The sequence below is a fragment of the Rhodococcus sp. NPDC056516 genome (assembly GCF_042794655.1).
In the GTDB taxonomy this organism is placed as follows: domain Bacteria; phylum Actinomycetota; class Actinomycetes; order Mycobacteriales; family Mycobacteriaceae; genus Rhodococcus_F.
On the sequence record NZ_JBHTTG010000005.1, the window covers coordinates 357,909 to 382,803 of the forward strand.

25 protein-coding genes are annotated in these 24,895 nt (G+C 61.4%); 13 read left to right on the forward strand and 12 right to left on the reverse strand.

Going from position 1 to position 24,895, the window contains the following annotated elements; translation table 11 throughout:
- Nucleotides 1-29 precede the first annotated feature (29 nt).
- The 3 genes from ACFQ6Y_RS17500 (at nt 30) to ACFQ6Y_RS17510 (ending at nt 3,819) form a co-directional block, all read left to right on the forward strand.
- Entirely contained in the window at nt 30-554 is a 525-nt protein-coding gene (locus ACFQ6Y_RS17500) for an FAD-dependent oxidoreductase (protein WP_378635124.1), read from the forward strand.
- Nucleotides 485-1,438: a hypothetical protein gene (locus ACFQ6Y_RS17505; protein WP_378635129.1), complete on the forward strand. Its 954-nt coding sequence runs from the start codon at nt 485-487 to the stop codon at nt 1,436-1,438. Before ACFQ6Y_RS17500 ends, ACFQ6Y_RS17505 begins: the two co-directional genes overlap by 70 nt.
- An 86-nt stretch (nt 1,439-1,524) precedes the next feature.
- Nucleotides 1,525-3,819 carry a serine/threonine-protein kinase gene (locus tag ACFQ6Y_RS17510; RefSeq protein ID WP_378635133.1) on the forward strand — a complete coding sequence of 765 codons (2,295 nt, stop codon included), beginning with the start codon at nt 1,525-1,527 and terminating at the stop codon, nt 3,817-3,819.
- A 27-nt stretch (nt 3,820-3,846) separates the two neighbouring features.
- Here the strand turns inward: ACFQ6Y_RS17510 and ACFQ6Y_RS17515 are convergent, their stop codons facing one another.
- The 3 genes from ACFQ6Y_RS17515 to ACFQ6Y_RS17525 form a co-directional block, all read right to left on the reverse strand.
- The gene (locus ACFQ6Y_RS17515) at nt 3,847-4,155 is read right to left on the reverse strand and encodes an amphi-Trp domain-containing protein (protein WP_378635137.1); all 309 of its coding nucleotides are present in this window, start codon (nt 4,153-4,155) and stop codon (nt 3,847-3,849) included.
- A 120-nt stretch (nt 4,156-4,275) separates the two neighbouring features.
- On the reverse strand, nt 4,276-5,181 hold the full coding sequence (locus tag ACFQ6Y_RS17520) for an alpha/beta fold hydrolase (RefSeq protein WP_378635142.1): 906 nt from the start codon (nt 5,179-5,181) through the stop codon (nt 4,276-4,278).
- 112 nt (nt 5,182-5,293) lie between these two features.
- Nucleotides 5,294-5,980 (reverse strand): TetR/AcrR family transcriptional regulator, encoded by a 687-nt coding sequence (locus ACFQ6Y_RS17525; protein WP_378635147.1) that lies wholly within the window; start codon nt 5,978-5,980, stop codon nt 5,294-5,296.
- 72 nt (nt 5,981-6,052) lie between these two features.
- Between ACFQ6Y_RS17525 and ACFQ6Y_RS17530 the strand changes: the two genes are divergently transcribed.
- The 8 genes from ACFQ6Y_RS17530 (at nt 6,053) to ACFQ6Y_RS17565 (ending at nt 14,323) form a co-directional block, all read left to right on the forward strand.
- On the forward strand, nt 6,053-7,429 hold the full coding sequence (locus ACFQ6Y_RS17530; RefSeq protein WP_378635152.1) for a flavin-containing monooxygenase: 1,377 nt from the start codon (nt 6,053-6,055) through the stop codon (nt 7,427-7,429).
- A gap of 34 nt (nt 7,430-7,463) precedes the next feature.
- A complete protein-coding gene (locus ACFQ6Y_RS17535) occupies nt 7,464-8,708 on the forward strand; it encodes an NADH:flavin oxidoreductase/NADH oxidase family protein (protein ID WP_378635155.1) in 1,245 nt (414 codons plus the stop codon).
- A 17-nt stretch (nt 8,709-8,725) separates the two neighbouring features.
- Nucleotides 8,726-9,526: an SDR family NAD(P)-dependent oxidoreductase gene (locus ACFQ6Y_RS17540; protein WP_378535681.1), complete on the forward strand. Its 801-nt coding sequence runs from the start codon at nt 8,726-8,728 to the stop codon at nt 9,524-9,526.
- A gap of 1 nt (nt 9,527) precedes the next feature.
- Nucleotides 9,528-10,307, forward strand: a complete 780-nt coding sequence (locus tag ACFQ6Y_RS17545; protein ID WP_378635159.1) for an acetoacetate decarboxylase family protein — start codon at nt 9,528-9,530, stop codon at nt 10,305-10,307.
- A gap of 88 nt (nt 10,308-10,395) precedes the next feature.
- On the forward strand, nt 10,396-10,830 hold the full coding sequence (locus ACFQ6Y_RS17550; RefSeq protein ID WP_378635163.1) for a nitroreductase/quinone reductase family protein: 435 nt from the start codon (nt 10,396-10,398) through the stop codon (nt 10,828-10,830).
- A 237-nt stretch (nt 10,831-11,067) separates the two neighbouring features.
- Complete coding sequence (locus ACFQ6Y_RS17555; RefSeq protein WP_378535689.1) at nt 11,068-11,511, forward strand: Fur family transcriptional regulator; 444 nt, start codon at nt 11,068-11,070, stop codon at nt 11,509-11,511.
- Nucleotides 11,512-11,547: 36 nt separating this feature from the next.
- Nucleotides 11,548-13,770, forward strand: a complete 2,223-nt coding sequence (gene katG, locus ACFQ6Y_RS17560) for a catalase/peroxidase HPI (protein ID WP_378635168.1) — start codon at nt 11,548-11,550, stop codon at nt 13,768-13,770.
- Nucleotides 13,771-13,849: 79 nt separating this feature from the next.
- Entirely contained in the window at nt 13,850-14,323 is a 474-nt protein-coding gene (locus ACFQ6Y_RS17565) for an NUDIX domain-containing protein (protein ID WP_378635172.1), read from the forward strand.
- A gap of 17 nt (nt 14,324-14,340) precedes the next feature.
- Here the strand turns inward: ACFQ6Y_RS17565 and ACFQ6Y_RS17570 are convergent, their stop codons facing one another.
- Genes ACFQ6Y_RS17570 through ctaD form a run of 3 tightly spaced genes read right to left on the reverse strand, consistent with a single transcriptional unit; the run spans nt 14,341 to nt 17,126 of the window.
- Nucleotides 14,341-15,162, reverse strand: coding sequence for a universal stress protein (locus tag ACFQ6Y_RS17570; RefSeq protein WP_378635175.1), 822 nt, complete (start codon nt 15,160-15,162; stop codon nt 14,341-14,343).
- Complete coding sequence (locus tag ACFQ6Y_RS17575; protein WP_378635178.1) at nt 15,140-15,391, reverse strand: hypothetical protein; 252 nt, start codon at nt 15,389-15,391, stop codon at nt 15,140-15,142. Before ACFQ6Y_RS17575 ends, ACFQ6Y_RS17570 begins: the two co-directional genes overlap by 23 nt.
- Nucleotides 15,384-17,126 carry a cytochrome c oxidase subunit I gene (ctaD, locus tag ACFQ6Y_RS17580; RefSeq protein ID WP_378635182.1) on the reverse strand — a complete coding sequence of 581 codons (1,743 nt, stop codon included), beginning with the start codon at nt 17,124-17,126 and terminating at the stop codon, nt 15,384-15,386. Before ctaD ends, ACFQ6Y_RS17575 begins: the two co-directional genes overlap by 8 nt.
- 199 nt (nt 17,127-17,325) lie before the next feature.
- Here ctaD and ACFQ6Y_RS17585 point away from each other — a divergent pair, with 199 nt between their 5' ends.
- Nucleotides 17,326-17,706, forward strand: coding sequence for a VOC family protein (locus ACFQ6Y_RS17585; RefSeq protein ID WP_378535699.1), 381 nt, complete (start codon nt 17,326-17,328; stop codon nt 17,704-17,706).
- A 3-nt stretch (nt 17,707-17,709) separates the two neighbouring features.
- Here the strand turns inward: ACFQ6Y_RS17585 and ACFQ6Y_RS17590 are convergent, their stop codons facing one another.
- The 3 genes from ACFQ6Y_RS17590 to ACFQ6Y_RS17600 form a co-directional block, all read right to left on the reverse strand.
- On the reverse strand, nt 17,710-19,386 hold the full coding sequence (locus ACFQ6Y_RS17590; RefSeq protein WP_378635187.1) for a GAF domain-containing protein: 1,677 nt from the start codon (nt 19,384-19,386) through the stop codon (nt 17,710-17,712).
- Nucleotides 19,387-19,399: 13 nt separating this feature from the next.
- Nucleotides 19,400-20,131, reverse strand: a complete 732-nt coding sequence (locus ACFQ6Y_RS17595) for a response regulator (protein ID WP_378635190.1) — start codon at nt 20,129-20,131, stop codon at nt 19,400-19,402.
- 234 nt (nt 20,132-20,365) lie between these two features.
- Nucleotides 20,366-20,710, reverse strand: coding sequence for a hypothetical protein (locus ACFQ6Y_RS17600; protein WP_378535705.1), 345 nt, complete (start codon nt 20,708-20,710; stop codon nt 20,366-20,368).
- Nucleotides 20,711-20,948: 238 nt separating this feature from the next.
- On the opposite strand from ACFQ6Y_RS17600, the gene ACFQ6Y_RS17605 reads away from it, so the two are divergent.
- Nucleotides 20,949-21,170: an RGCVC family protein gene (locus ACFQ6Y_RS17605; RefSeq protein WP_378635193.1), complete on the forward strand. Its 222-nt coding sequence runs from the start codon at nt 20,949-20,951 to the stop codon at nt 21,168-21,170.
- Between the two features lie 254 nt (nt 21,171-21,424).
- Here the strand turns inward: ACFQ6Y_RS17605 and ACFQ6Y_RS17610 are convergent, their stop codons facing one another.
- The 3 genes from ACFQ6Y_RS17610 to ACFQ6Y_RS17620 all read right to left on the reverse strand — a co-directional run bounded on the left by ACFQ6Y_RS17610 (nt 21,425) and on the right by ACFQ6Y_RS17620 (nt 24,889).
- The gene (locus tag ACFQ6Y_RS17610) at nt 21,425-21,892 is read right to left on the reverse strand and encodes a DIP1984 family protein (protein WP_378535709.1); all 468 of its coding nucleotides are present in this window, start codon (nt 21,890-21,892) and stop codon (nt 21,425-21,427) included.
- A gap of 349 nt (nt 21,893-22,241) precedes the next feature.
- Nucleotides 22,242-23,219, reverse strand: coding sequence for an ABC transporter substrate-binding protein (locus tag ACFQ6Y_RS17615; protein WP_378635196.1), 978 nt, complete (start codon nt 23,217-23,219; stop codon nt 22,242-22,244).
- Nucleotides 23,220-23,278: 59 nt separating this feature from the next.
- On the reverse strand, nt 23,279-24,889 hold the full coding sequence (locus ACFQ6Y_RS17620; RefSeq protein WP_378635201.1) for an ABC transporter substrate-binding protein: 1,611 nt from the start codon (nt 24,887-24,889) through the stop codon (nt 23,279-23,281).
- Nucleotides 24,890-24,895 lie beyond the last annotated feature (6 nt).

Below are 24,895 nucleotides of genomic sequence, written 5' to 3' on the forward strand. Positions count from 1 at the left end.
CAGCGCAGTTGAGGTCCTAGCCTCGGTGCATGATCAGTGTGAGAGCGGTATCCCCGCTTGCGTCGCCCCGGGTTTTCTCACCTCCGCGCAGTGTTGCGATCGTCGGAGCGGGGCCGGCGGGAATCCACGCTGCGAGCGCTCTCGCTGAACTGGCGCCCGGCACCAAGACAGACGTGTTCGAGCGTCTACCCACGCCGTACGGACTCGTGCGGTACGGTCTCGCGCCAGGGCACGCCGAGTCCGAGAAGTTCGTCCATTCTCTGCACACCGCGCTGGGCGCCAGTGACTTCCGGCTGTTCTGCAACGTAGAGATCGGAAAGGACCTTTCCGTCGAGGTTCTACGTTCTTCCTACGACGCCGTGATCATTGCAACCGGTGCGCCAAGGGATGTGCCGCTCGACATTCCCGGCGTCGACCTTCCAGGCTCTTTCGGTGGCGCCGATTTTGTCGGTTGGTACAACGATCACCCGGACAGTTCGCCGCAGTGGCCGCTGAACGCCGACTCGGTCGCCGTGATCGGGGTGGCAACGTCGCACTCGATGTCGCGCGCATGATCCTCGCCGAGGAGCAATCGCTAGAGGCCACGGACGTATCCGCCGACGTTCGGAAAAGTATCGCCGAAAGTCTCGTTCGGGAGGTGCACATCTTCGTCAGGCGCGGACCCGCCGACGCTCGATTCTCCCCGAACGAGTTGCGCGCTCTCGGTGAACTGCCCGGAGTCGATGTTGTGGTCGACGCTGCCGATGTCGCACCGGATCGGCATATCGAGCGGATGACCAAACAGTTGGTGCATACCCGACTGGCTGTCGAGACGCTCCGCACTTTCGCAGGCGCTGCTTCTGCCGACCGAATCGCCCAGCGCCGAGTTCACCTGCACTTTTACCGACAGCCGGCGGAGATTCTCGGTAACGGGAAAGTCGAAGCACTTCGCGTCGAGCGGACTGATCCCGACGGCTACGGTCACGTCACCGCTTCGGGGGTCTATACCGACTATCCGGTTCAAGCGGTGTACCGGGCAATCGGATTTCGCGGCACTCCGCTTGCCGGGGTGCCCTTCGATCACGGACGCGGCACGGTTCCGCACCGGAGCGGCGCGGTGGTCGACGAGAGCGGTCTTCCCATCACGGGCCTGTTCGTGACCGGATGGATGAAGCGAGGTGCCGTCGGGCTGATCGGTGCGGCACGGCCGGATGCTCGCCAAACCGTCGAAACCATGCTGCGGCAGCTGGATTCGAATGTCGAATGTCGATCGGACCGCAGCCGGATCGCTGCACTACTCGCGGTCGGAAAATTACTGCCCGTCGATTGGGACGGATGGCTTCGCATCGATGCTGCCGAACGCGACCTCGGTGCGCGGCACGGGCGTGATCGCGTCAAGATCAAAGATCGCGAAGACCTTGTCCGCATCGGCGCGAAGCTGGCCGTTTACCCCGAATAGATTCGCTGGGGTCTGGGGTACCGCCGGGGTTACGCTGAAGTGAGTCACCTCGATTCATCGTGCTCGAGGTGCGGAGCAGAAGTGTCATGAATGAACGTGGTGCGCAGGCCAGTGACGCGACAGTCGCGAGCGGGCCCCTGACCGAACGGGGCACCGTCACCGAGTTGCGCCCGTCCGCACTGCCGGTGGGGTATGACGGGCGCAACGGTGCCGACGGGCTCGGTCGCCTGGTCGGAGACTGGGAGGCGGGAACCCCTTCCGAATTGACCGATTATCTGCCCGATCCAGCCAAGATTCGCCGGGCCGCACTGATCGAACTGGTCGGAATCGACATGGAGTACCGCTGGCTGAAAAGCGATCGCCCGAAGCGGCTCACGGAATATTGCGTCGAGTATCCGGAATTGCTCGAAGAACCACTACCGGCCGAGCTCCTGTACGAGGAGTTCCGGCTACGGAAGCAGGGCGGCGAGGACGTCGTGGCGGCCGATTATGTCACCGAGTTCCCTTTGCAGGCAGACAGTTTCGAGCAGATGTTCGACCGTGATTCGATGGCCGGTCGCGAAGACGTCATGATGTTGGGTCTCTCGGGTTTCGACGAGTTCGAAATCGGGCAGCACCTCGACGATTTCGAACTGGTGTTGGAACTTGGGCACGGCGCGTTTGCCCGAGTGTTCCTCGCTCGGCAGCTCTCGATGCAGCGGTGGGTTGCGTTGAAGATTTCCCGCAACGTCGGAGTCGAGCCGCAGACTCTCGCCCAACTCGACCATCCCAACATCGTTCGGGTATTTGATCAACGGCTGCTCGAGGAACGCGCACTGCGAGTTCTGTTCATGGAATACGTGCCAGGCGGGACGCTGCTCGACGTGGTCAAACTTGTCCGTGTGACACCGCAGGCGCAGCGGTCCGGACAGCTCCTTCTCGACGCCATCGATCAGACACTGGCGAAGAAGGGAGAGATGAAGCCGAGCGAGACGAGCCTGCGGAGCGAGATCGCGGCGATGTCGTGGCCGGAGACCGTGGCCTGGATCGGAATGAGACTGGCCGACGCCCTCGAGTACGCGCGTGAACACGGCGTACTACATCGGGACATCAAGCCAGCGAACGTACTTCTCAGTGTCGAAGGCATCCCGAAACTCGCCGACTTCAACGTCAGCTCGAGCGAGGAGGTCTCGACCGAGGACGCGGCTTGTTTTGTCGGGGGTTCGCTTGCCTACATGTCTCCAGAGCAGTTGGAGGCCTGTGCGGTGGGTGCGCCCGGCACACTCGACACTCGCAGCGACATCTATGCACTCGGCGTGATGCTGTGGGAGCTCCTCACCGGGAGTAGGCCTTTCACTGACGACGGAACGGGGGAGAACCCGCCGTCGCCCAAGAAGGCGCTCGAGGCCCGTCGGCGCGGAGTGGACCCAGCGGCCGAGGCCCGGTTGCCGGACGACTGTCCGCCGGCGCTGCGTCGGGTTCTGGTGAAGTCTCTCTCGCCGGAGAGAGACGGTAGGTGGTCTGGTGGCCGAAAGCTGGCCCGTCAGTTCGCTCTGTGTCTGGACCGGTCTGCCCGCAATCTGGTGGACCCACCGGAAGGGAGCCCGCGTTCGACGTTGTGGAAGTGGGCACTGCCGATTCTGCTGGCCGCGATTGGAATTCCGAATCTCCTTGCGGCGGGTTACAACTACTATTACAACAAGATGCTGATCATCTCGGGGCTCTCGCCGCAGGCTCAGCAGCATCTCGAGCAGGTTCATCTGGTCATCGGGGTGGCTGCGTTCTCTCTCGGGGCTGCGGCGATCCTGTATTGGTGTCGGCTTGCGCTCACCGTGCCTCACGGACTGCGTAACGGTCAGACGTACAGTGCGGAGGTCTTGAACAAGGCTCGTACCGCGACGCTGAACGTCGGACACCGTGCGGTGGTGATCGCTTTCGGTCTGTGGGTGCTGGCCGGTATCGCATATCCAGTTGCGTTGCAGATTGCGGCCGGCGGTATTCCGCAGCGAGCCTACGTGCACCTGATGTCGTCGCTGGCCGTGTGCGGCGCCGTCGCGGTCGCGTATCCGTTCTTCATTCTGACCTACTACTCGGTTCGATGTCTGTATCCGATCTTGTTGTCACACGGAGAGTTACGAAGCGACGACGGCCGCGATATTCGTTCACTGGGTCGGAGCAGCACGAGGTACCTCGCGGTGGCAGCCTCGGTTCCCCTGGTGGGAATCGCAGGGCTCAGTTTTGTCGGTTCGGGTGCCGGTGAGGAACTCAACGCAACCGTCCGCGCGCTGTGTTTGGGCGGTATCGCCGGATTCATCGTTGTCTACCAACTGTTTCGACGAATCGAAAGGGATCTCCGGGCACTGCTGCGCGTAGTATCTCTCGAGGTGTCGGCGTCTCCTTAAGTGCCTGTCAACCGAATTCGAGTCGGCCTATTTGGCAGTGCTCTTGCGTGGTCGGCTGCGACGGACGGCTTTGGCGGGAGGCGGAGACTTCACTTCCGATTCTTCCTGAGGGTCGTCGCGCCAGTGGATCTCGATTTCTATCTCGACTTCATTGCCGTCGACTTCGATCTCGAGTTCCCACCGAACCTGCTCCGGAACACTGATTTCGATCGAGTCCCCGCCAGATCCCAGTTCCACTTCCGATCCACTGGCGAGCGCTTGGCCGAGGGCGATGAGTCGGTCGGCGACTTCCTGGCGCGAGAGTTCTGACTTCCTCTTGATCTCCAATTTGGGCACGATCACTCCTGACCTCGGCGGATTCTCCCTTTCACGGTAGATGGAACAAACGAAAGATTGTCGGAATTTGTGGAACCGCGAGGTGGCAACAGGCTTCAACGCAACGCTGATCTCGAATGTTCAGGACTCTTGCGTGCCATCGACGAGGCGGTGTATTTCCTGGGCGATGATTTCCGGATCGGTGATGGGGACGTAGTGGCCGGAGCGCTCGGCGATGACGTGGCGGCCCTGTGGAGATTGTTCGGCCCGGTACTCGTGGGAAGCATTCGCAGCCGCCCTGACTGTGGCATTCATGCCGGATCCTGTTCGCGCGCCGGAGATGACGGTGACCGGAATCCCGCCGAGCGCGGGTGGGTCAGCTCTGAACTTGTACAAGTCGTCGATGAAGGTTTCGGCTTGCGAGGCATGCGTGCGGACCATCGTGACGGTAAATCCCTCCAACTCCATATCTCTGCGCGCGTCGTCCGGCAAGGCGTCGGTCATCGACTTGTACAGTCGCGGCATCAGTTTGGTTCGGGCCAAGACCATGTTCGCTGCGATGGCCACCCGCTCCATCAGACGGAACATCCGGCTGAACAGCAGATCTGCAGCCTCGTCAGTCGGATCGACAAGCACGACGCCCGCAATCCGTTGGGGGCGAGCGGCCGCTGCAGCCCGGACGATGGGTCCGCCGGCGCTGTGGCCGACCAAGACGAACGGGCCCGGGCCGAAGTGATCGAGTACGTCGCCCAGATCGTCTGCCATCCGCCGTAGCGTCCGCGGCTGCGCATCGACGGCACTGCGTCCCATTCCGGAACGGTCGTAGACGACGGCGCGAGCCCAGTTTCCGACCGCTGGTTGAACCAAAGCCCACCCGGATCGGCTTGCCGCAGCACCGGCTTCGAAGACGACGGTGACCGACCGATTGCGAGGCCCTGGCAGCACCATCGTGTGCAGGTATCGGCCGTCGCGGGTGCGTACTAACTCGGAATTCCCCTGGCAATGATTCTCGCGTCGTTCGTCCGGTTCGGTACTGCTGAACTCCACTTGTCGCGCTCCCCTGAGTTGACTGTTCAATCCGCCGGAACGTAACACGCCTGAAGACGCAACGGGGACGCCCGAGGGCCAGGAGGCGTTCGATCGGAGTTCTCGCGTTTCCTCATGCGGATCGTTCAGGGGTCCTGTTCGGTTCGTGGAATGCGGGCAGTGCAGGAATGAGGAGGTCGGCATAGTCGCGAATACGCTGTGGTGGAAAGGATTTCGGTTCCGCCAAAACCAAGCGACCGGCCTCCCAGAAAAGTGCATACATGGTGCGGGCGGTGAGGTCGACATCGACGGCGGGAAGTCGATCCGGAGGTGTTGCCGCTCGTACGAAGTCCGTCAGTGCTGCGATGAGCGCCTGGCGGCCGTGCTCGAGGCGTTTACGAAAGGTTGGCGTGCTCGAGTCGGCGAGCTGGAAGACTGCTCGCCACCGGTTGGGTGCGGCCAGGACGGCCGTAAGGAAAACTTCGAGGCTTTCTGTCATCGCGTGGATCGGGTCCTGCGTGTGAAGAGGCACCACGTTGGCGAGTTGCGTCAGTGCTGCGTTCTCCTCGCGGTCGAGGCAAGCGCGCAGCAGTTGGTCGGAGTCGTCGAAGTGGCCGTAGACGACGGGGCGACTGACGCCCGCTTCCTTCGCCACCGTGTCGATGGACACCTTGTGGACGCCTTGTTCGACGATCACCCGCAGGACTGCGTCCAGTAACTGCTCCCGACGTTGTTCAGGAGCCATTCGCGGTGCATACGCCCGGTTCCGTCGTTCGGTCATGATCGTTTGCCGCCCCTCCGTCACCGCGTTGCTTGACATGCAACAACGCCTTGGCAAATACTACACTGACTGTAGCTACACTGACTGTAGCTTTGAGGAAAGGTTGCAACCGTGACTCGGTACTGCATCATCGGAGCTGGATACACCGGGCTGGCGGTGGCAAAGGCCTACGCGGATCTCGGCTTGGACTACGACCACGTCGAGACCGCCGTTGCGATCGGCGGAAACTGGTCGCACGGGGTGTACGACTCCACGCATCTGATCAGTTCGAAGGACGTCACCGGGTATCCGGACTATCCGATGCCCGACGACTACCCGGACTTTCCCAGCGCCAAACAGATGTGCGAGTATCTGCGCGCCTTCGCTGCCGAGTTCGGCCTGGATCACCGGATCGAATTCAACACGCTGGTTGTCGATGTGGCGCCACTCGATACTTCGGGAAGAGCCGGGTGGCTGGTGGAATTCGGAGACGGCACGGTGCGCGAGTACGCCGGCGTCGTGATCGCCAACGGTCACTACTGGGATGTCAACATTCCCGCGTATCCGGGCGAATTCACCGGCAAACAGATCCATTCCAAGAACTACAAGCGCCCTGCCGACCTCGACGGCTCGCGCACGTTGGTGGTCGGCGCGGGAAACTCCGGTTGTGACCTGGCGGTAGAAGCCGCGCTGACCTTCGGCACCGCGGAGATTTCACTGCGCCGTAGCTACTGGTTCATTCCGAAGTACGTCCTCGGTGTCCCTAGCAGCAAGTTCGACGTGGGCTCGATCCCAGTTCCAAAAGTGTTGCAGGAGCTAGTCTTCCGAATGATCGTTGCTGTCGGAATGGGAAGTTTTCGCAGTTTCGGGCTGGAAAAGCCGAAGCACCGTATCTTCGACCAAGATCTGGTAGTCAACCAGCAACTGCCTTACTTCCTCAAACACGGCCGCATTGCAGTCAGGCCGGAAATATCCCGGTTCGACGGACGTACAGTGCATTTCACCGACGGCACCAGCGGCGAATACGACACCATCGTCTGGGCCACCGGCTTCAAGACCACCTTCCCCTTCCTAGGCGACGGACTGCTCACGTGGGATAACGGGCAACCGCGCCTGGTGTCACACACCTTCGCCCCGGGGTTGGCCAACTTGTATTTCGCGGGACTGGTCGCCCCGCGCTCGGGTGCAGGAATGCTGCTGATGAACAGTTCACGCCTGCTCGCCGAGGCCGCGATACTGCAGCAACAACTGCATACACCGGTCGGTGATCTCTACTCGTATCTGTCCAAGCCATCCGGAGAAATCCTCGCCGGTGGCCCCGAATTGCGCTGGGAAATGCGGCGCGGCCGGTGGTCGGTCCGGATCATGACCCAACTGGCCACACTCCGCTCGAAGCTCCTCGGTGCACTCGCCGGCCCACCGACCGCGCGGAGAATTCCCGAGCCGCGACCTGTTGTGCCCGGCAACGTCCGGCGACCGATCCTCGCTGCCGCGCACCGCAACGCCTGACCTCCAATTCTCCACCACGACAACAGGAGTAACCATGCCACCCAAGAAACACGCACCCCGCACTGCTACCGCTGCCAGTTCACTCACGCTGCCATGCGGCGTTACCCTGCCCAACCGCATCGCCAAGGCCGCGATGAGTGAACAACTCGCCGCGATCGACGGCTCACCCAGCCAGAACCTGACCCGCCTCTACAGCGCCTGGGGACGAGGCGGTGCAGGCCTGCTCATCACCGGCAACGTCATGATCGACCGTCGCGCCTACGTCGAGCCACGCAACGTGACCCTCGAAGACGACCGCCACCTCGAAGCCGTCGGCAACTGGGCCCGGGCAGGATCCCGGGAGGGTGCGGTGATGATCATGCAGATCAACCACCCCGGACGAGTTGCCGTCGGACCACTGCACCGACGCCCGGTCGGCCCGTCAGCGCTGCGGCCGCAGGCGCTCGGATTCAATCTGCGCAAACCCCGGGAACTCTCGCTCGGCGACATCGCCTTCCTGCGTCGCCGCTACGCCCGAACCGCGGAACTGGCCGTGGCAGCCGGATTTTCGGGAGTGCAAATCCATGCCGCACACGGATACCTCCTGTCGCAGTTCCTCTCACCTGTCGCGAACAAGCGCACCGACAGCTACGGCGGAAGCCCGCAGAACCGGCGTCGCCTGTTGCTCGAGGTGATCGCTGACGTTCGCGCAGCCATCGGCCCGGAGGCCGTTGTGTCGGTCAAGCTCAACTCGGCAGACTTCCAGCACGGCGGGTTGGGGGAAGACGAGTCGCTCGATGTCGCGCTCGCTTTGGAAAAGGCCGGCATCGACCTGCTCGAGGTCTCCGGCGGCAACTACGAAGCTCCAGCCATGACCGGCGTCGTGCAGGACAGCACCCGAGTCCGGGAGGCTTACTTCCTGCGCTACGCCGAAAGCCTGCGCGCCCGTACTGCTATGCCGCTCATGTTGACCGGCGGTGTACGGACCCGCGACTTCATCCGCGACGTGCTCGCTCAGGGCGTCGTGGATGTGATCGGGCTCGGCCGACCATTCGCCGTGCGGCCGACGATCGCGGCCGACCTGCTGTCCGGGACCAGTGAGCCGCAGGTGCTTCCGACTGCGCCACGCATTCCGCTGGCCGGCGCCACACCAATCAATTCCTACCTCCAACTCGCCTGGCATGCGGCGAATTTCCGCCGGATTGCGGCAGGCAGGGAGCAAGTACGTGAACCGGGTGCAGTTCGCACTCTGATCGCTGCTGGTACCGCCGTGACTGCCCGCGCGCTCACCCAATTCTGATCACCGAGGAGCGAACCATGAGCCTTCCCCCACCCACATCAACCACGCGAGCTGTCGTCACCGGTGCGTCCTCCGGTATCGGTCTCGCCCTCGCCGAAGGCCTGGCGCGGCGTGGATACTCGTTGATCCTGGTAGCCCGCCGCGAGGATCGATTGCGTGAGCTGGCCGCGCGGTTGGCCCAGCGTTACGGCATCGAGGTCGAGATCCGAAGCGTCGATCTGTCCGACCGTGCCGAGCGCGCGAAGCTCTGTGACGAGCTCGCGACCAGAGATGTCGTAATACTGTGCAACAACGCCGGATTCGCCACCTACGGCGAGCTCGCGACCGCGAACCCGGAGCGGGAACGCCAACAGGTGGAACTGAATTCCGTTGCAGTGCACGACCTCATCCTCGCTGTACTGCCACCCATGCTGGCGCGCGGCGTGGGCGCGATTCTGATCACCGGATCCACCGCAGGCAACCAACCCGGACCGAACAACGCTACTTACGCGGCGAGCAAGGCATTCGCGAACACCCTCGCCGAATCGCTGCACAGTGAGCTCGTCGGCACCGGAGTGCAATGTACGCTACTCGCGCCAGGCCCAGTACGTACGGAATACGCCGAGGTAGCCGAGGTCCCGAAGCTCGACCGCCTGTTGCCGGGCCCGCTGTGGGTCAGTGCCGAACAAGCCGCAACGGCAGCAATCGTCGGGCTGGCGGCTGGTCGCCGCCGCGTGGTCCCCGGCGCGTTCGCCAAACTGCAGACCGTCAGTGGCCAATACACCCCGCGAGGGCTGATCGGGCCGATTCTGCGTACCGTCTACCGAAGGGTCAAATGAGATGGGCTGGGAACCGGCCGTCAGGACTGCGGGTCGCTCACTCTGGACGGACCTGCGCCGCACACTGACACTCGGCGATCCGCGGCGCAGCCTCTACCGCGACGCCCACTACTTCAGCGCCACCGTCGAAATCGACCCCGACATCATGAAGCAGTGGCTTCCTGCGGGGGTACGGTTGGCCGAACCGGCGCGCGCCGACCTTTTCACCGCCTGTTTCCCGGACAACAATTTCGAGTCACCCGGCTATCACGAGGCCGGACTGTTCGTTCACATCAAGACAGTGCAGGGCACCGGAATTCACTGCCCGTGGATGATTCTCGACGACGACGTAGCCCTGATCATCGGCCGTGAGCTTCTTGGCTACCCGAAGAAACTGGGTGAGATCGAGTGGACGGTCACCGATACCGATATCCGCGCTGCGGCAACCCGGCGTGGGCACAAGCTGCTCACCATGAGCGGCCGCATGGGCGACGTCATCACCGACCCACCGCCGATCCTCGCCCGACCGCACCGCAATGTCGTCGGCGTCGCGGGCATGCTGCCGCCCTGGTTGGTCGCCTTCACTCCACGTGAGAGCGTGCTCGAGGTACGGCGCATCGACGAATTCGCGCTGGAAGTGTTTGGCTCAGAACGAGACCCTCTGGATCAGATGGGAATCGGCCGGGTGGTCGAAGCGCGGCTGCACCGCGTCGACCTGCCGGGCGTGTGGGTGCCGCCTGTCCCGGTACGCCCACTTACTCCGTTGTTCACGACCAGCCGTCTACGGCCGCGGGTCCTGTGACCTTCACATACTCGAGCGCACCCGCGGGAAATCAACGTGAGCTGCCGCCACCTACAGAATCCCTCTGCGAGAGAACTTCAGGACCGTCATGAGCGATATCTATCGTCACATCTTGCGTGCCCACAAATGGATCTACATGCGTACAGGTGGACTGGTCGGGCATCGTCTCCTCTTCGGCAACCCCACCCTTCTGATACGCACCCTCGGTCGCAAATCCGGTCTGCCGAGAACTTCGGCATTGACCTACGCACGCGATGGCGGAACCTATCTGGTGGTCGCCTCCGCCGGAGGAGCAGCCAAGCCACCCGACTGGCTTGCCAACCTCACCGCACAACCTGTGTGCGAGATGCAGATCGGCTTACGCAGTACACGAGTTCGCGCGCGCGTCACCCCGCCGACCGATCCGGATTACGCGCGACGGTGGTCGACACTCGACGTCGTGAACAAGGGGCGATACTCCGCCTACCAGAACAAGACATCTCGCACGATCCCGATCGTAGAACTGGTCCCGATGAAGTCTTGAACACCGCCGTCGCTGCGCTGAATGCGGCGAAGTCACGACGGTGAACGGAGTTGCCCGACCACCGTCGCATTAGGTTCAGGTGTCGGACGATAACTCGGGGATCGCAGGCGAGCCCGCCTTTTACCTGTTGAGGTGACGGGTGACCGGACGGATTGTTCACAGGGCCGATTAGCTCGATCGGGCAAGAATTTCGCGAAAGTCTGGGTTCAGTCCAGAAGATTGCGCAATAGTGGAAAGGTGCCTTCGACGCCGGATTACGCAGCCCAATTGCGTGACGCTGAGCTTCGCGTGACTCGCCCCCGAGTCACGGTGCTCGAGGTTGTGCATGCACGCCCACATGCAGCCACCGAGACGATTTTCGATGCTGTGCGGGCGGTTCTGCCAGGGGTATCTCGGCAGGCGGTCTACGACGTGTTGCACGCTCTCACCGACGCCGGATTGATACGGCGAATACAACCGTCCGGATCGGTGGCGCTGTACGAGTCTCGCGTCGGTGACAACCACCATCACGTGGTCTGCAGGTCGTGTGGCGTCGTCGAGGACGTCGACTGCGCCGTAGGTGAAGCGCCGTGTTTGACGCCGTCGACGCACAACGGCTTCGTCCTCGATGAAGCCGAGGTCATCTACTGGGGCCTGTGTGCCGACTGTTCGACAACTCAGAGTTTGCGATCACAAACGTGATCGAAGTCCGTTCTACTCGCTCATGGAGGGATTACCGTGTCCGATAGTTGCCCGGTTGCTCACGATGGAAACACCGAGAGCACCAGCGAAAGTGAAAACCCCGCAATCCCGTCGCCGACACCCACCGGGAACCGTCCGAGAACGAACAGCGACTGGTGGCCGAATCAGCCGGATCTCTCTGTCCTGCATTCACATTCGTCGAAGTCGAATCCCATGGGTGCAGACTTCGACTACGCCCAGGAATTCGCCAAACTCGACGTCGAGGCACTCAAGCGCGACGTCATCGCGTTGATGACGGCGTCGCAGGATTGGTGGCCGGCCGACTACGGCCACTACGGCGGACTCTTCGTGCGTATGAGCTGGCATGCTGCCGGCACCTATCGCATTGCAGACGGCCGCGGGGGCGGCGGTCAAGGCGCTCAGCGTTTCGCCCCGCTCAACAGTTGGCCGGACAACGCCAGCCTCGACAAGGCACGGCGCCTGCTCTGGCCCGTGAAGCAGAAGTACGGAAAGCAGGTTTCCTGGGCTGACCTGCTGGTGTTCGCCGGCAACTGCGCCCTGGAGTCGATGGGGTTCAAGACCTTCGGCTTCGGATTCGGCCGAGAAGACATCTGGGAACCCGAGGAGATCTACTGGGGTCCTGAGGACACCTGGCTCGGCGACGAGCGTTACAGCGGAGACCGTGAGCTGTCCGGACCGCTCGGCGCCGTGCAGATGGGCTTGATCTACGTCAATCCCGAAGGGCCCAACGGGCAACCGGATCCGGTAGCGGCCGCCCGCGACATCCGAGAAACATTCGCGCGCATGGCGATGAACGACGTGGAGACAGCCGCGCTGATCGCCGGCGGCCACACCTTCGGCAAGACACACGGAGCCGGACCGGCCGACCTCGTCGGACCGGAACCCGAAGGCGCACCCATCGAGCAGCAGGGACTGGGCTGGAAGAGTGCCTTCGGCACGGGTGTGGGTAAGGACGCGATCACCAGTGGTCTCGAGGTCGTGTGGACTCCCACTCCGACGAAGTGGGACAACACCTTCTTGGAGATTCTGTACGGCTACGACTGGGAGCTGACCAAGAGCCCGGCGGGTGCGTGGCAGTGGATTCCGAAGGACGGCGCGGGGGCGGGCACGATCCCGGACCCGTTCGATTCGTCGGCCGGACGCACACCGACGATGCTGACGACCGACCTCTCCCTACGCCTGGATCCGACGTACGAGAAGATCACCCGGCGTTGGCTCGATCATCCGGAAGAATTTGCCGAAGAGTTCGCCAAGGCCTGGTACAAGCTCCTTCACCGTGACATGGGACCGGTCACGCGCTACCTGGGACCTTGGGTTCCCGAGCCGCAGCTGTGGCAGGACCCGGTTCCCTCGGCCGATGATCAACTGATCGGGGACGCAGACATCGCGATCCTCAAGAGTCGACTTCTCGACTCCGGGCTGTCCATTTCGCAGTTGGTGTCGACCGCGTGGGCGTCGGCTGCGAGCTTCCGCAGCACCGACATGCGCGGCGGCGCCAACGGTGCGCGAATTCGACTGGAGCCGCAGAAGAACTGGGAAGTCAACGAGCCCGCAGCCCTCGCCGCGGTGCTTGAGACTCTCGAGCGGGTTCAGCAGGACTTCAACCAGGCTGGTGGAGCCAAGGTTTCACTCGCCGACTTGATCGTTCTGGGTGGTACAGCGGCCGTCGAACAGGCCGCGAAGAACGCGGGACAGGACATCACGGTCTCGTTCACTCCGGGACGTACTGACGCAACGCAGGAGCAGACAGACGTCGACTCGTTCGAGGTACTCGAACCTCGGGCCGACGGATTCCGGAACTACCTCAAGGGTGGGGAGAAGATTCCGGCAGAGATTCTGCTGGTGGACCGCGCGTACATGCTGTCTCTGACCCCACCCGAGGTGACAGTGCTGGTTGGCGGACTTCGCGCGCTGAACGCGAACTTCGGCAAGACCGGCCACGGGGTGTTCACCGACCGTCCCGAGACCTTGACCAACGATTTCTTCGTCAACCTTCTCGACATGGGTACCGAGTGGAAGCCGTCGAAGACGGACGAAAACGTCTACGACGGGGTTGATCGTGCGACGGGCAACCCGAAGTACACGGCAACTGCAGTGGACCTCGTCTTCGGATCGAATTCGCAACTGCGCGCACTCTCCGAGGTGTACGCCAGCGAAGACGCCAAGCAGAAGTTCGCCGAGGACTTCGCCGCCGCCTGGACCAAGGTGATGGACCTCGACCGGTTCGACGTCAACTGATCCAGCAGATCGTCGACGGCGCCCCGCGAGCTTGTTCTCGCGGGGCGCCGTCATTTCACGCGCACGATAGCGTGGTCGTGTGGCCGATCAATTTGCGCTGGTACCAGCGGTGTACGTGATGTTCTGTCGAAGCAACCTGGCACAACGCCCGGAGGTGCTGTTGCAATTGCGCGAGGGCACGGGATTCATGGACGGATACTGGGCTCACGCGGCTGCAGGACACGTCGAACTGGGGGAGTCGGCACTCGACGCTGCCATTCGGGAGGCTGCGGAAGAACTTGGCGTTGAGTTGCTCTCCTCGGAACTGAAACCGCTGACCGTGTTGCATCGCCGTCACGCGGCAGGGATTGAACCAGTGGATCATCGAGTGGACTTCTTCTACGAATGCCGTACGTGGTCGGGTGAACCACGCCGGATGGAGCCGTTGAAATCTGCAGATCTGCGGTGGTGGCCGATTGACGAACTCCCGGAGAAGCTGGTCGACCACGAGCGTTTCGTGATCGAAGCCCACCACACCGGTCAGCTCGCACCCATCCACAGCTACGGCTTCTGACCGGGTGAGTATCTGATTCAGGCTTCGCTCGCAACGATGACCGGGCAGTGTGCTTTTCGAATCATCGCACTGCTCGTCGTGCCGAGACCGGCGTCGTCGAACGAGCCTCGACCACGCCGACCTACGACGAGAAGCCTTGCCTCGGTGGAGAGTTGTTCCAGAATCGCTACCGAAGGGCCGTCGAATTCGATCTGACGGATGGTGACGCCAGGGTAGAGCGAGGCCCAACCTGACAGTTGCCACGTCAGCGGCGTCGGGTGCTGGGGCGCGTGCCCGGATGCGAAGTCTCGACGCAGCTCGGCTTCGGGCGAGGCAGCATGTACGACGACAAGTTCGGTGTTCACTGCGTCCGCTTCCTTGAATGCGATTGCCAAAGCGCTTTCGCTGTAGGCGCTTCCGTCCAAACCGACGACAACCGGCAAGGCTGCCGCAGCGCTGCTTTCACGCGGTGTTCCGACTCTTGCGAACGAACATGTCGGTCCAGGTGCGGCGGGATCGTCCTGTGGTGCGACGATCAAGGCGGCCTCGGACGTCAACGCGGTGAGGATTGCGGTGTTCTCCCCGGAGATCAGATCGGTCCGGATCCGAAGATCTGGCGACACCGACTCGGCGATCTGAATGGCTTCCATGAACAGGCCGGTCGGTGACGCCGAGGTGTTCGGATCGGCGGTGAACGGGGCTACGAAAACTATTCGCATCCAGAGACTGTGGCGATGCGCGAACTCGGCCGCCCACGTGATCACGTCGGGGCGCAGCGGGGATCCGTCGATGCACACGACCACCGCTCCGTCCGCGGACCACTCCGAGGTGATGAGGTCAGTCGATAGTTCGGGCTTCATCGTGAACTCCTCGAGCTGTGTCTGTTGAATGCGAACTAGCTTGCAGGACAGTGCCGAACAGCAATCCTGAGACGACTATCGAGCACGCGGCAGTCGTCAGGGGCAACCACACGAGCGTCGTGACAGCGAACATGAGCACAAGCAACGGGGCGAGAAGATGGCCGGGTTTCGCTCGGCGTTCGTGTTGCTGCTTTTCTGCCCAGGCTCGGTACTTCGTGCCGTCATTCATGTTGTTTCACCTTGGTGTCTACCTCGGAAACCGACTTGTGGCCAAGCAGTCCGACGTGCGCTTCGTCGCGCATTCTCTCGACCATGTGGGGGTAGTGCAGTTCGAATGCGGGCCGCTCACTGCGGATTCGGGGGAGTTCGGTGAAGTTGTGTCGCGGTGGCGGGCAGGACGTCGCCCATTCGAGCGAGTTTCCGAACCCCCAGGGATCGTCGACGGTCACAATTCGGCCGTAGCGGTAGCTCTTGAAAACATTCCAGATGAACGGAATCGTCGAGGCTCCGAGCACAAACGCGCCGATGGTCGAGATCGTGTTGAGAAGAGTGAAATTGTCCGACGGCAGGTAGTCCGCGTACCGCCGAGGCATACCCTGGGCGCCGAGCCAATGCTGGACGAGAAATGTTGCGTGAAAGCCGATCAGGGTCAACCAAAAGTGGATCTTGGCGAGCTTCTCGTCCAACATCCGGCCGGTCATTTTCGGGAACCAGAAATAGATTCCGGCGTATGTCGCGAAGGCGATCGTTCCGAAGAGGACGTAATGGAAGTGTGCGACGACGAAGTACGAGTCGGTGACATGAAAGTCCAAGGGCGGGCTGGCAAGAATCACGCCGGAGAGTCCGCCGAACAAGAATGTGACCAGGAAGCCGACGGAGAACAGCATGGGCGATTCGAAGGTCAACTGCCCCTTCCACATCGTTCCGATCCAGTTGAAGAATTTGACTCCGGTGGGAACTGCGATCAGGAAGGTCATGAACGAGAAGTACGGGAGGAGAACGGCGCCGGTTGCGTACATGTGGTGTGCCCACACCGCGATCGACAGTGCCGCAATTCCCAGCGTTGCGTAGACCAACCCGGTATATCCGAAGATCGGCTTGCGGCTGAAGACGGGGAAGATCTCCGAGACTATGCCGAAGAAGGGCAGCGCCAGAATGTAGACCTCGGGATGGCCGAAGAACCAGAACAGGTGCTGCCACAACATGACTCCACCGGTGGCGGGGTCGAACAGGTGCGCACCCAGATGACGATCCACCCACAGCCCGATCAAGGCAGCAGCGAGCAGCGGAAAAACGAGGAGAATCAGCATGCTGGCGACCAGCGCATTCCACGTGAAGATCGGCATGCGGAACATCGTCATCCCAGGGGCACGCAGGCAGACGATCGTCGACACGATGTTGACTGCGCCGAGAATGGTGCCGACGCCGCCGAGCGTGAGACCGATGATCCACAGGTCGGCGCCCATGCCGGGGGAGTGGAGTTCGCTGGTGAGCGGCACGTAAGCGGTCCAGCCGAAATCTGCCGCACCACCAGGTGTTACGAATCCGGCGGAGGCGATCAGGCCGCCGAAGAGATAGAGCCAGTAGCTGAATGCGTTGAGTCGCGGGAAACACACATCCGGCGACCCGATCTGCAGTGGCATGAGGTAGTTGGCGAATCCGAAGAAGACCGGGGTCGCGTACAGCAGGAGCATGATCGTTCCGTGCATGGTGAACAACTGGTTGTACTGCTCGTTGGACAGGAATTGCATTCCCGGAACGGTCAATTCCATGCGCATGAGTAGCGCCATCAGTCCGCCGATCAAGAAGAAGGCAAACGATGTCACGATGTACATCAGGCCGATCATCTTGTGATCGGTGGTCCTGAGGATCTCGACCAGTTTCGAACCCTTCGGAGCGGTTCGGGGAATCGCATCGGCGTGCGTATCGACCTCACCTACCGGCCGGGGTGCTAGATCAACCACGACGGCCGCCTACGAGAATCGACGTGACGAAATATCGAGAATGCCTGGGACTGTGGAACATAACGCAATGATCGTGGCGACCGGGAACTCGGACGAGGGGAAAAGGTCCCTAGGATCGGAACAGAGGCATGGCGTAGATCACGTGGTCCGGTACGGTCGAGAGAGTTGTCTTCACGGGCGGAAAGAAAGCGAGATCGTCATGGCGTGTCGCATCAGTGAACTGGTGCTCGGTTGCCGGGAACCCGAGGTGCTGGGCCGGTTCTGGTGCGAGGTCCTGGACTTCGTCGTGCTCGATCGAATGGACGACGGTTCGTTGGAGATCGGCCCACGCGAAGGCTTTGGCGGTCCACAGCCGACGATCATCCTCAGTCGCAGAGACGAACCGGAGAAGGGTAAGCCTCGCCTGCATATCGACGTCAACGCTACCGATCGCGATCAGGAGGCCGAACTCGAACGACTCCTGGGTCTCGGTGCGCGCCCGGCTGACATCGGCCAGACAGGGCAGGAGCAGTGGCATGTCCTAGCGGACCCAGAAGGTAATGAGTTTTGTCTGCTCAAGGCTCGACTATCTCCGCTCTGACGCTCAACGATCGTGACTCGGTAACAGGCTCGGCCTTCGGCTCAGCGGAACGCGCCACACCAACTCGGTGACACCGTTCTCGCTGGTGATGTTGCTCGAGCCTCCGCACTGACGAGCGCGGGTCGCAAGGTTGTCGAGACCGTGGATTCTGGTTGCCTGGTCGATACCCACACCGTCGTCGACGATGCTGATGACAAGCTCCTCGGTGGCACGGATGGTGACGTCGATGGCATCGGCATGGGCATGTCGCAGAGCATTGCTCAAGCCTTCGCGCACAACGGCTTCGGCGTGCGGGGCTAGTCGAGCCGGGACGGAACTGTCGATGGTTCCCTCGAAAGTGACGCTGGGAGTGATCGGCGAGTGGCCGGACAGGCCGTTGACGGCGTCGAGGAGTCGCCGCCGTAGGCTTGTGGGAGTGGACATCTCGCTCGTGTGGAGGTCGAAGACTGCGGTGCGAATTTCGCGGACTGTCCGGTCGAGTTGATCGACAGAGGTGTCCAAAACGGTTCGAACGGTGGCCTCGTCGCCTGGACGTTGAAGTACTCCCTGCAAACTCAATCCGGTGGCGAACAACTGTTGAATGACGTGGTCGTGGAGGTCACGCGCGATGCGGTCACGATCTTCGAGCACGTCGATCAGTCTTTCCTTTCGTTGCTGTTCAGCGAATTCGACAGTGACAGAGGCGATGTCTGCCATTGCCGTCAGTTGCTCGATCTCCTCTGTTCCCCACGGGCGGTCGCTGCGGCGTGACGCGAAGAGAACGCCGCCGCCGAACGAGGTTCCGGAGAGGGGGAGTGCGATCACCGATTCGTCACCGGAAACATTCAGTGCCGGAACGGGACTGCCCTGTGGTGCAGAGATCGGTCGCCTGCTGCGCGCTGCGTCGTCGATCACGGTCCCGGACAGATTGACGGCAGAGTCGGTCGCGGCGAAAGGCTGGGAATCGGCAGTATCTGCGACGTGGACTACTGGCTCTCTGCCCAGGTCGTAGCGAACGACGCACACCAGATTTCCATCCGTGAGATGCCTCGTCGTCCGAACCAGTTCGGCCAGCGTCTCGTCGCGCGATCCGCCACTGAGAAGACGTGCATTGACGGCGGCGACTGCCTTGAGCCAGGCCTCCCGCGTCCGGGATTCCTCGAACAGGCGCGCGTTGTCGATGGCGATGCTCGCAGCGTTTGCCAGTATCTGGAGCACGGCCTCGTCGCGATCGTCGAATGCAGCTCGGTCCGAGCTGTCCGCGAGGTAGATGCTTCCGAACACCTCGCCCCTGACAAAGATCGGAACGCCGAGAAACGTGTCCATCGGTGGGTGATTGGCGGGAAACCCTGCCGAGGACGGATGCGAGGAGATGTGGTCGGTTCGAACCGGGCAGGGTTCCTGAACGACCAGGCCCAGCAGTCCGTGCCCTTCGGGAAGGTGCCCGATCTTGGCAACCTGACCCTGGTCCAAACCCGAGTGGATGAACCGCGACAAGCGCCCGTCGGGCGACTTCACGCCGAGCGCTCCGTAGTCCGCTTCGAGGAGATGACGCGCGACGTCGACTATCTGTTGCAGGGTTTCGTCGAGCTGGAGGGTGGATCCGACAGTCAACACGGCGCTCAGCAGTTTGGGAATCGCACTCGGGTTCAGGGCAGCCAGCTCGGCGCTTCCGGCGATATCGCCGAATAGGCTGAGCATGAGAGCGTCGCGGCTACCTGGCATGGTGCGTGCCAGTGGTCGCGGAGAAGGGCGAGCCTGACGGCGTCAGCAGGTGAGTAGTCGCCTGGCCCGAAGGATCCGGGTGAGAAGTGCCTGCGCGAAGCTTTGTTGCCAAGACTGCAGCCTGCGTTCGGCGTTCGAGGCCCAGTTTCTCGAGGATGCGTGAGACGTAGTTCTTGACTGTCTTCTCCGAGAGCTCTGCGTGCTTGCTGATCTCTCGATTGCTCAGTCCCTTGCCGATCAACTCGAAGATCAATAGTTCCTGATCGGTCAACAGGGCCGCCGCAGTACCCGATTCCTGCTCGGATCGGATGCGCCGCACCAAACCGATCACCGCCTGCGTATTCAACAGCGATTTGCCGGTAGCAACCGTACGGATCGCCGAAACGAGGTCATGGCCGCGAATGTTCTTGAGGACGAATCCACGTGCGCCGGCGATCAGGGCGTCGAGGAGGGCATCGTCGTCGGAGTAGGACGTGAGCATCAACGTCGCCGCGTTCGGATAGGTCGACGCCAGTTCTCGGCACAGTTCCACACCGTTGCCGTCGGGAAGCCTGACGTCCATGACAACCACGTCGGGTCGGCATTCGGGTATCCCGACCGAGGCTTCGCGAACACACGACGCCTCGCCCACGACGTTGAATCCCGATACCTGATTCAACAGGTCTGCCAATCCACGACGGACGATCTCGTGGTCGTCGACCAGATAGATGCCGATCGTCACGGTGGTCACCTCTTCCAGCTCACGCCTGTCGTCGATGTTACCGGACGGTAATGTCCCGACAGGATCGGGTTGTCCGACCGATGGCCGACAAAAAACCCGCGTCGAAGGGTGCGAGACCGAGTCTCGATTGCACAGAGCCAAAGGTCCCGACCGTCACGAGATCTGAATCACCCCGATCTCGTGAGGTAGCGGGTGTGCGCTGAATGTGATTGTGCCGGTGTCTGTTCGATCCGCTCAGTCGACGGGAGCGAGTTCGACGGAGACGTAGACACCCTTGCCTTTTCGATGTGCGAGTGCCTCGCCGGGGCGATCGATACCGTCCAGTTGGAGAACGATCGGACCATGTTCCGGATAGAAATTGCGCCACCAACTCTTCTTGTCCGGCATGGCAACCCCGATCGTCACATGGTCGCCTTTTCGTTTGTAGGACACGGGCGCGCTGAAGGTGCGACCGGACTTGCGGCCGACGTAGGTGATGACGGTCATCGAACGGCCGAGTAGTTTGCCTACGATCGGAGCGCCGATCAGCGGTTGGACCACTACGTTCACGGCGGCGGATACACGTTGGAAAGTGTTCACGAGAAGCCCTTTCGCGACGAATGTTGCACGAATTCGAATCCTGCACGTAAATGGTGCGTGCAGTAGTTCTATCCTGCTCGACCGGGATTGTCGCGTGGGCAGAAATTGGTACAAACCGGTGTGTCGAAGCGAGTAGCGTGGGGTACGTCGAGGGTCATTCGAATATGCGCGGTCAAGCCATGTCGTCCTCGACGCCAACCCGGTCTGTGGTCGAACGGCCGAGAACTGGAGCGCCTGTATGGCGTCGAACCCGTCCGATGTGTCGAATGCACGAGGGCAATCCGAGTCGACTGACGCGGATCAGAAAACGCCGTCAATCTGCCCGGCGTGTCAGCACAGTATGGAATCCCACGATCCGCTCGGAGTTCGCTTCTGCGCAGTGACTGCCGACCGCGGTCTCGATCGAAAGTGCATCTGCGCTGCAGATCGCGAGGAGATGCAGCACTATTCGCGCTACTGAGGCGCATCCTGCATCCCAATCGAAGACGCACCGACCTGCAGTCGCCGACAGTGCTGGATGCCCCGAACCCGCCCTCGTCTATCGACGATCAGCACGTGGTGGTGATGTGTGCGTAGTGCACTTTTACCTGTACAACGTGCAGGGCTGCAATGTGTATGTGCGCTGCCCGCCGCGCTCAGAGGTGACCGGATAGACCGCCGGTCGCGGTGTGTGCTCGCTTCGCCGAACGACTACCTGCTCCAACGCTGCCGTGCTTACTCGATCAGATCCACCTCCCAGTTCGTTCGTTGAATCTGTGTATCGACCTCACGAATCTCGCGGGCGAGGTCGTCCGCGATTGCCCGAAGTTCGGTGACGGGAACTGCCGCGACATAGACCAATTCTGATCGGAGTTGACGACCGTAACCTCGCTCTTCGCGCCCGGACGCGGCGTCCGCAGCGGCATTGACTGCAGAGTGTCTCAGGCGCAGCACATCTCGATGGGCGAGTGCATCTGTGACAGTGCCGTTTCCGAGGATTGCCTGCGCATTGGTTCGATTGATCGCGCGCATCAACCGTTCGAGTTCGCTCAGAGTTGACGTCAGCTCTTCGAGAAGGACGGCAGCGTCTTCGGCGGGAATTTCTCCCTCCTGGTGGCGTGCATTGTCGACGATCCGCTCGCGCAAGTGCGCAACCTTGCGGGTGGTGTCACTGCGTAGCGCGAGTGCCTCTGCCAGTTTCATGGATGAAGCTCCTGCTCTGACCTGAATCGGGAACTCCAAGCTAGCACTCGGTTGACCACCTTGGTCGGATTCCATTGTCTTGCTGCGTTCTTCCCAGTTCAGCATTCGAATCATCTTGGAGACAGCTGGTACTGCGTGTCCGCTGGGGCTGCCACACCGAGCTCGTAAGCAATGGGCTTCACCCCAACAAATGAAGGGTGTGGCGATGTTCGATGAAGCGATGAAGTCGGTGGAGCACGCTGCGCACGGTCTCGGGTCGACGGAGCGGGCGAGGCATACGATGGTCCGCCGTCGATCTCGCGGTTCAGGCGAGATAGTCGCCCCGAGACGAGTTTGAGCGCGCCTTTCCCTATTTGTTCGTCTTCGGGAGGCCAGGCGGATTGACCAGTGATTTGTCCACTGCTTCGTTGGTGATCTTCCAGCGCTCGAGGACCTGGGCGTACGTGCCGTTTTCGATCAGATGATCGATTGCCTCACTGATCGGCTGAACCAATCCGTTGTCCTTCTTTACCAATACACCGATCTGGCCCAACGCAGCCTCTCCAGCGCCGGAGAACTGACCGATCACTTCGTTTTCACCGGTCTGGGCGGCGTGGAACTGGGATGACGGGTTCGGACCGAAGTATGCGTCGATTCGACCCGACGAGAGGGGAAGGTAGTAGTCAGTGGTCTTCTGGTACACGGTGATTTCAGCGGGAGCCAGACCGGCCGCCACGTTGTCCTCGTTCCACTTCACCAGCAACGCTTCCTGATTGGTGGCGGCGCCGACACCGACCTTCAGCCCGGCGATGTCCTGCGGCTTGTCGAGCGAGATGTTCTTGTCTTTCCTGACCTCGAAAGCGAGAGTGTCGAGGCGGTACGTCGCGAAATCGTACTTCTCCTTGCGTTCCTCGGTGACCGTCACGTTCGAGACGAATGCATCAGCATCTCCCGAATCGATCCGCACCGAATTCTGCGCCCAATCCGCGACTTGAAGATCGATTTTCAGCCCGAGCACCTCGGCAATCAAGTACGCGAAGTCGGTCTCGGAACCGATGACTGTCTTGTCGTCGTCGGCGTAGAAGCGTAAGGGAGGAGCGGTTCCGGCATTGCCTGTGATGCGGATCGTGCCGCGGTCTCGGAACTCCTGAGGGACCTTCGCTGCGATCGAATCAACCTTCTCGGTGGTGATTCGGTTCTGCTCGGCAGACAAGTTTATGCCGGATGTTGTTGCACCGGAGTGCTGCTCAGTCGATTGTTCATCTGGGCTTCCGCAAGCGGTACCCAGGAGGACAACTGTGGCCAGGGTAGCGATCAACAGCGTCGCGGAGCGAGGGCGGGTGAACATGGGGTTCCTTCCATAAAGAGGTTTTGTCGAAACAGGCTGATGTGTTGACGAAGTGCGAGCTAGCTCTTCCAGGTATCCACGAAGTCCACCGAGTAGAGATCGGCCTGGATACGCAAGTCGTGAACTGCGGGAGTCGTCGCGAAGATCAACGAGGAGGCGTGCAACGGGATCGCCAATGCCTGGTCGGCAATCAACTCCTGAATCTCTTTCAACACGCCGTTCCTCGCATCTACGTCTACGGTTCGAGATTGTTTGATCAGCAACGTATTCAGCTCAGGCGTCGAGGCGATGCCTTTGGTCGAGCCGAGAGTGGGGCTGAACACCAGCAGTACGTCACCGTCTGCACGCAAACTCTGGAAGTAGATCGATTCCCATGTGCCATCGGTTCGTGCAGCGTTGTCCTCGGCAGTCGAGCGAGGTTGCAAGTTCACCGCGACGCCGATGTCACGCAGCTGAGACTGGATCAGTTCGAACTGCGATTGTGGGAGGTGGTTGCGGTACGCCAACTCCACGGTCAACTTCTCACCGCCCTTCGTGCGAAGTCCGTCACCGCCGACTGTCCATCCACTGGCTTCCAGTAGCGACTTCGCACCCTCCGGCTCATACGTGTAGTCGGACGAGAGATCGGTGTATCCAGGCGCTTTCACCGACAGGATGCTTCGTGCAATCTCGTCACTCGGCGTGTAAGTGGTGTCGATGATCTGTTGGGTGTCGATGCCCTTCACCAACGCACGCCGCACGTTCAGGTCCGCGAGCACTGGCGCAAACGTGGGGTTGAGCAAGAGCGAATCGTTGATGCCAGCAGCTATTGACGGAATGACAGTGAGTCCGGAGGCCTGTGTGCGATCGACGTCTGTGCTCGGAATGTCGATCGCGGCGTCCAGTTGCCCTGACGTCAAGCCACCGATCCGCACCGAGGACTCGGGGACGACCAAAAAGGTGATCGAATCCAGATATGCCTCTCCCTTGTTCTTGTTGAGTGAAGATCCCCAGCGATAGCCGTCGCGTCGAGCGAGAACGACCTTCGCATTGGTCTCCAGTTCCTTCTGCACGAACGGCCCCGAGGCGATAACGCCCTGCGCGCAGCGTTCTTCGGGCGTCTTCTTCAAGGATTCCGGAGCGATGATGGCGAGTGTGTCGGAGCGTGCGGCTTGAAGGAAACCCGCTGACGGTTCCGAGAAATTGAGTGCGACAGTGGAAGCGTCGAGTACCTCCGCTCCAGTGAAGTTTGCAAGATGTGACTTCGCAGTGGTCGCGAAGCCACTGTCTCCCAGTCTCTTCTGGCTTTCGAAGTTGTCCGCGACAACCCGCGCATCCAGACGCTCGCCGTTGCTGAAGGTCACGCCGTCCTGGAGAGCGAAGACGAATCGTCGACCGTCGTTCTGGACCTCCCAGGACGTCGCCAACCAAGGCACGATCTCCCCGGTGTCCAGGTTCTGGTCGACGAGTTTGTCGTACAGGGGATGGAACGCAGTAGCGGTCTGACCGTTCAACGTCTTGTCGATGCACGGCGGAAAAGTATTGATCGCAAAGGTCAGATCGCCCCCTGAAGTGGGTTCGGAGTCGGCGCTCGCAGCTGGTGTTGCAGTGCTGCAACTCGTCGCAACTGCAAGCGTCGACGCCAGAATGGCGACTCGGATCTGTATGGATGAAAACCGCGACGTCGTCATGGACCG

Excerpts from the sequence above, each read along its gene's own strand:
- ACFQ6Y_RS17500 (WP_378635124.1), top strand. The coding sequence starts at position 30 with ATGATCAGTGTGAGAGCGGTATCCCCGCTTGCGTCGCCCCGGGTTTTC.
- ACFQ6Y_RS17510 (WP_378635133.1), top strand. The coding sequence starts at position 1,525 with ATGAATGAACGTGGTGCGCAGGCCAGTGACGCGACAGTCGCGAGCGGG.
- ACFQ6Y_RS17525 (WP_378635147.1), bottom strand. The coding sequence starts at position 5,980 with ATGTCAAGCAACGCGGTGACGGAGGGGCGGCAAACGATCATGACCGAA.
- ACFQ6Y_RS17535 (WP_378635155.1), top strand. The coding sequence starts at position 7,464 with ATGCCACCCAAGAAACACGCACCCCGCACTGCTACCGCTGCCAGTTCA.
- ACFQ6Y_RS17540 (WP_378535681.1), top strand. The coding sequence starts at position 8,726 with ATGAGCCTTCCCCCACCCACATCAACCACGCGAGCTGTCGTCACCGGT.
- ACFQ6Y_RS17545 (WP_378635159.1), top strand. The coding sequence starts at position 9,528 with ATGGGCTGGGAACCGGCCGTCAGGACTGCGGGTCGCTCACTCTGGACG.
- ACFQ6Y_RS17550 (WP_378635163.1), top strand. The coding sequence starts at position 10,396 with ATGAGCGATATCTATCGTCACATCTTGCGTGCCCACAAATGGATCTAC.
- ACFQ6Y_RS17570 (WP_378635175.1), bottom strand. The coding sequence starts at position 15,162 with ATGAAGCCCGAACTATCGACTGACCTCATCACCTCGGAGTGGTCCGCG.
- ACFQ6Y_RS17575 (WP_378635178.1), bottom strand. The coding sequence starts at position 15,391 with ATGAATGACGGCACGAAGTACCGAGCCTGGGCAGAAAAGCAGCAACAC.
- ACFQ6Y_RS17585 (WP_378535699.1), top strand. The coding sequence starts at position 17,326 with ATGGCGTGTCGCATCAGTGAACTGGTGCTCGGTTGCCGGGAACCCGAG.
- ACFQ6Y_RS17590 (WP_378635187.1), bottom strand. The coding sequence starts at position 19,386 with ATGCTCAGCCTATTCGGCGATATCGCCGGAAGCGCCGAGCTGGCTGCC.
- ACFQ6Y_RS17605 (WP_378635193.1), top strand. The coding sequence starts at position 20,949 with ATGGCGTCGAACCCGTCCGATGTGTCGAATGCACGAGGGCAATCCGAG.
- ACFQ6Y_RS17610 (WP_378535709.1), bottom strand. The coding sequence starts at position 21,892 with ATGAAACTGGCAGAGGCACTCGCGCTACGCAGTGACACCACCCGCAAG.
- ACFQ6Y_RS17615 (WP_378635196.1), bottom strand. The coding sequence starts at position 23,219 with ATGTTCACCCGCCCTCGCTCCGCGACGCTGTTGATCGCTACCCTGGCC.
- ACFQ6Y_RS17620 (WP_378635201.1), bottom strand. The coding sequence starts at position 24,889 with ATGACGACGTCGCGGTTTTCATCCATACAGATCCGAGTCGCCATTCTG.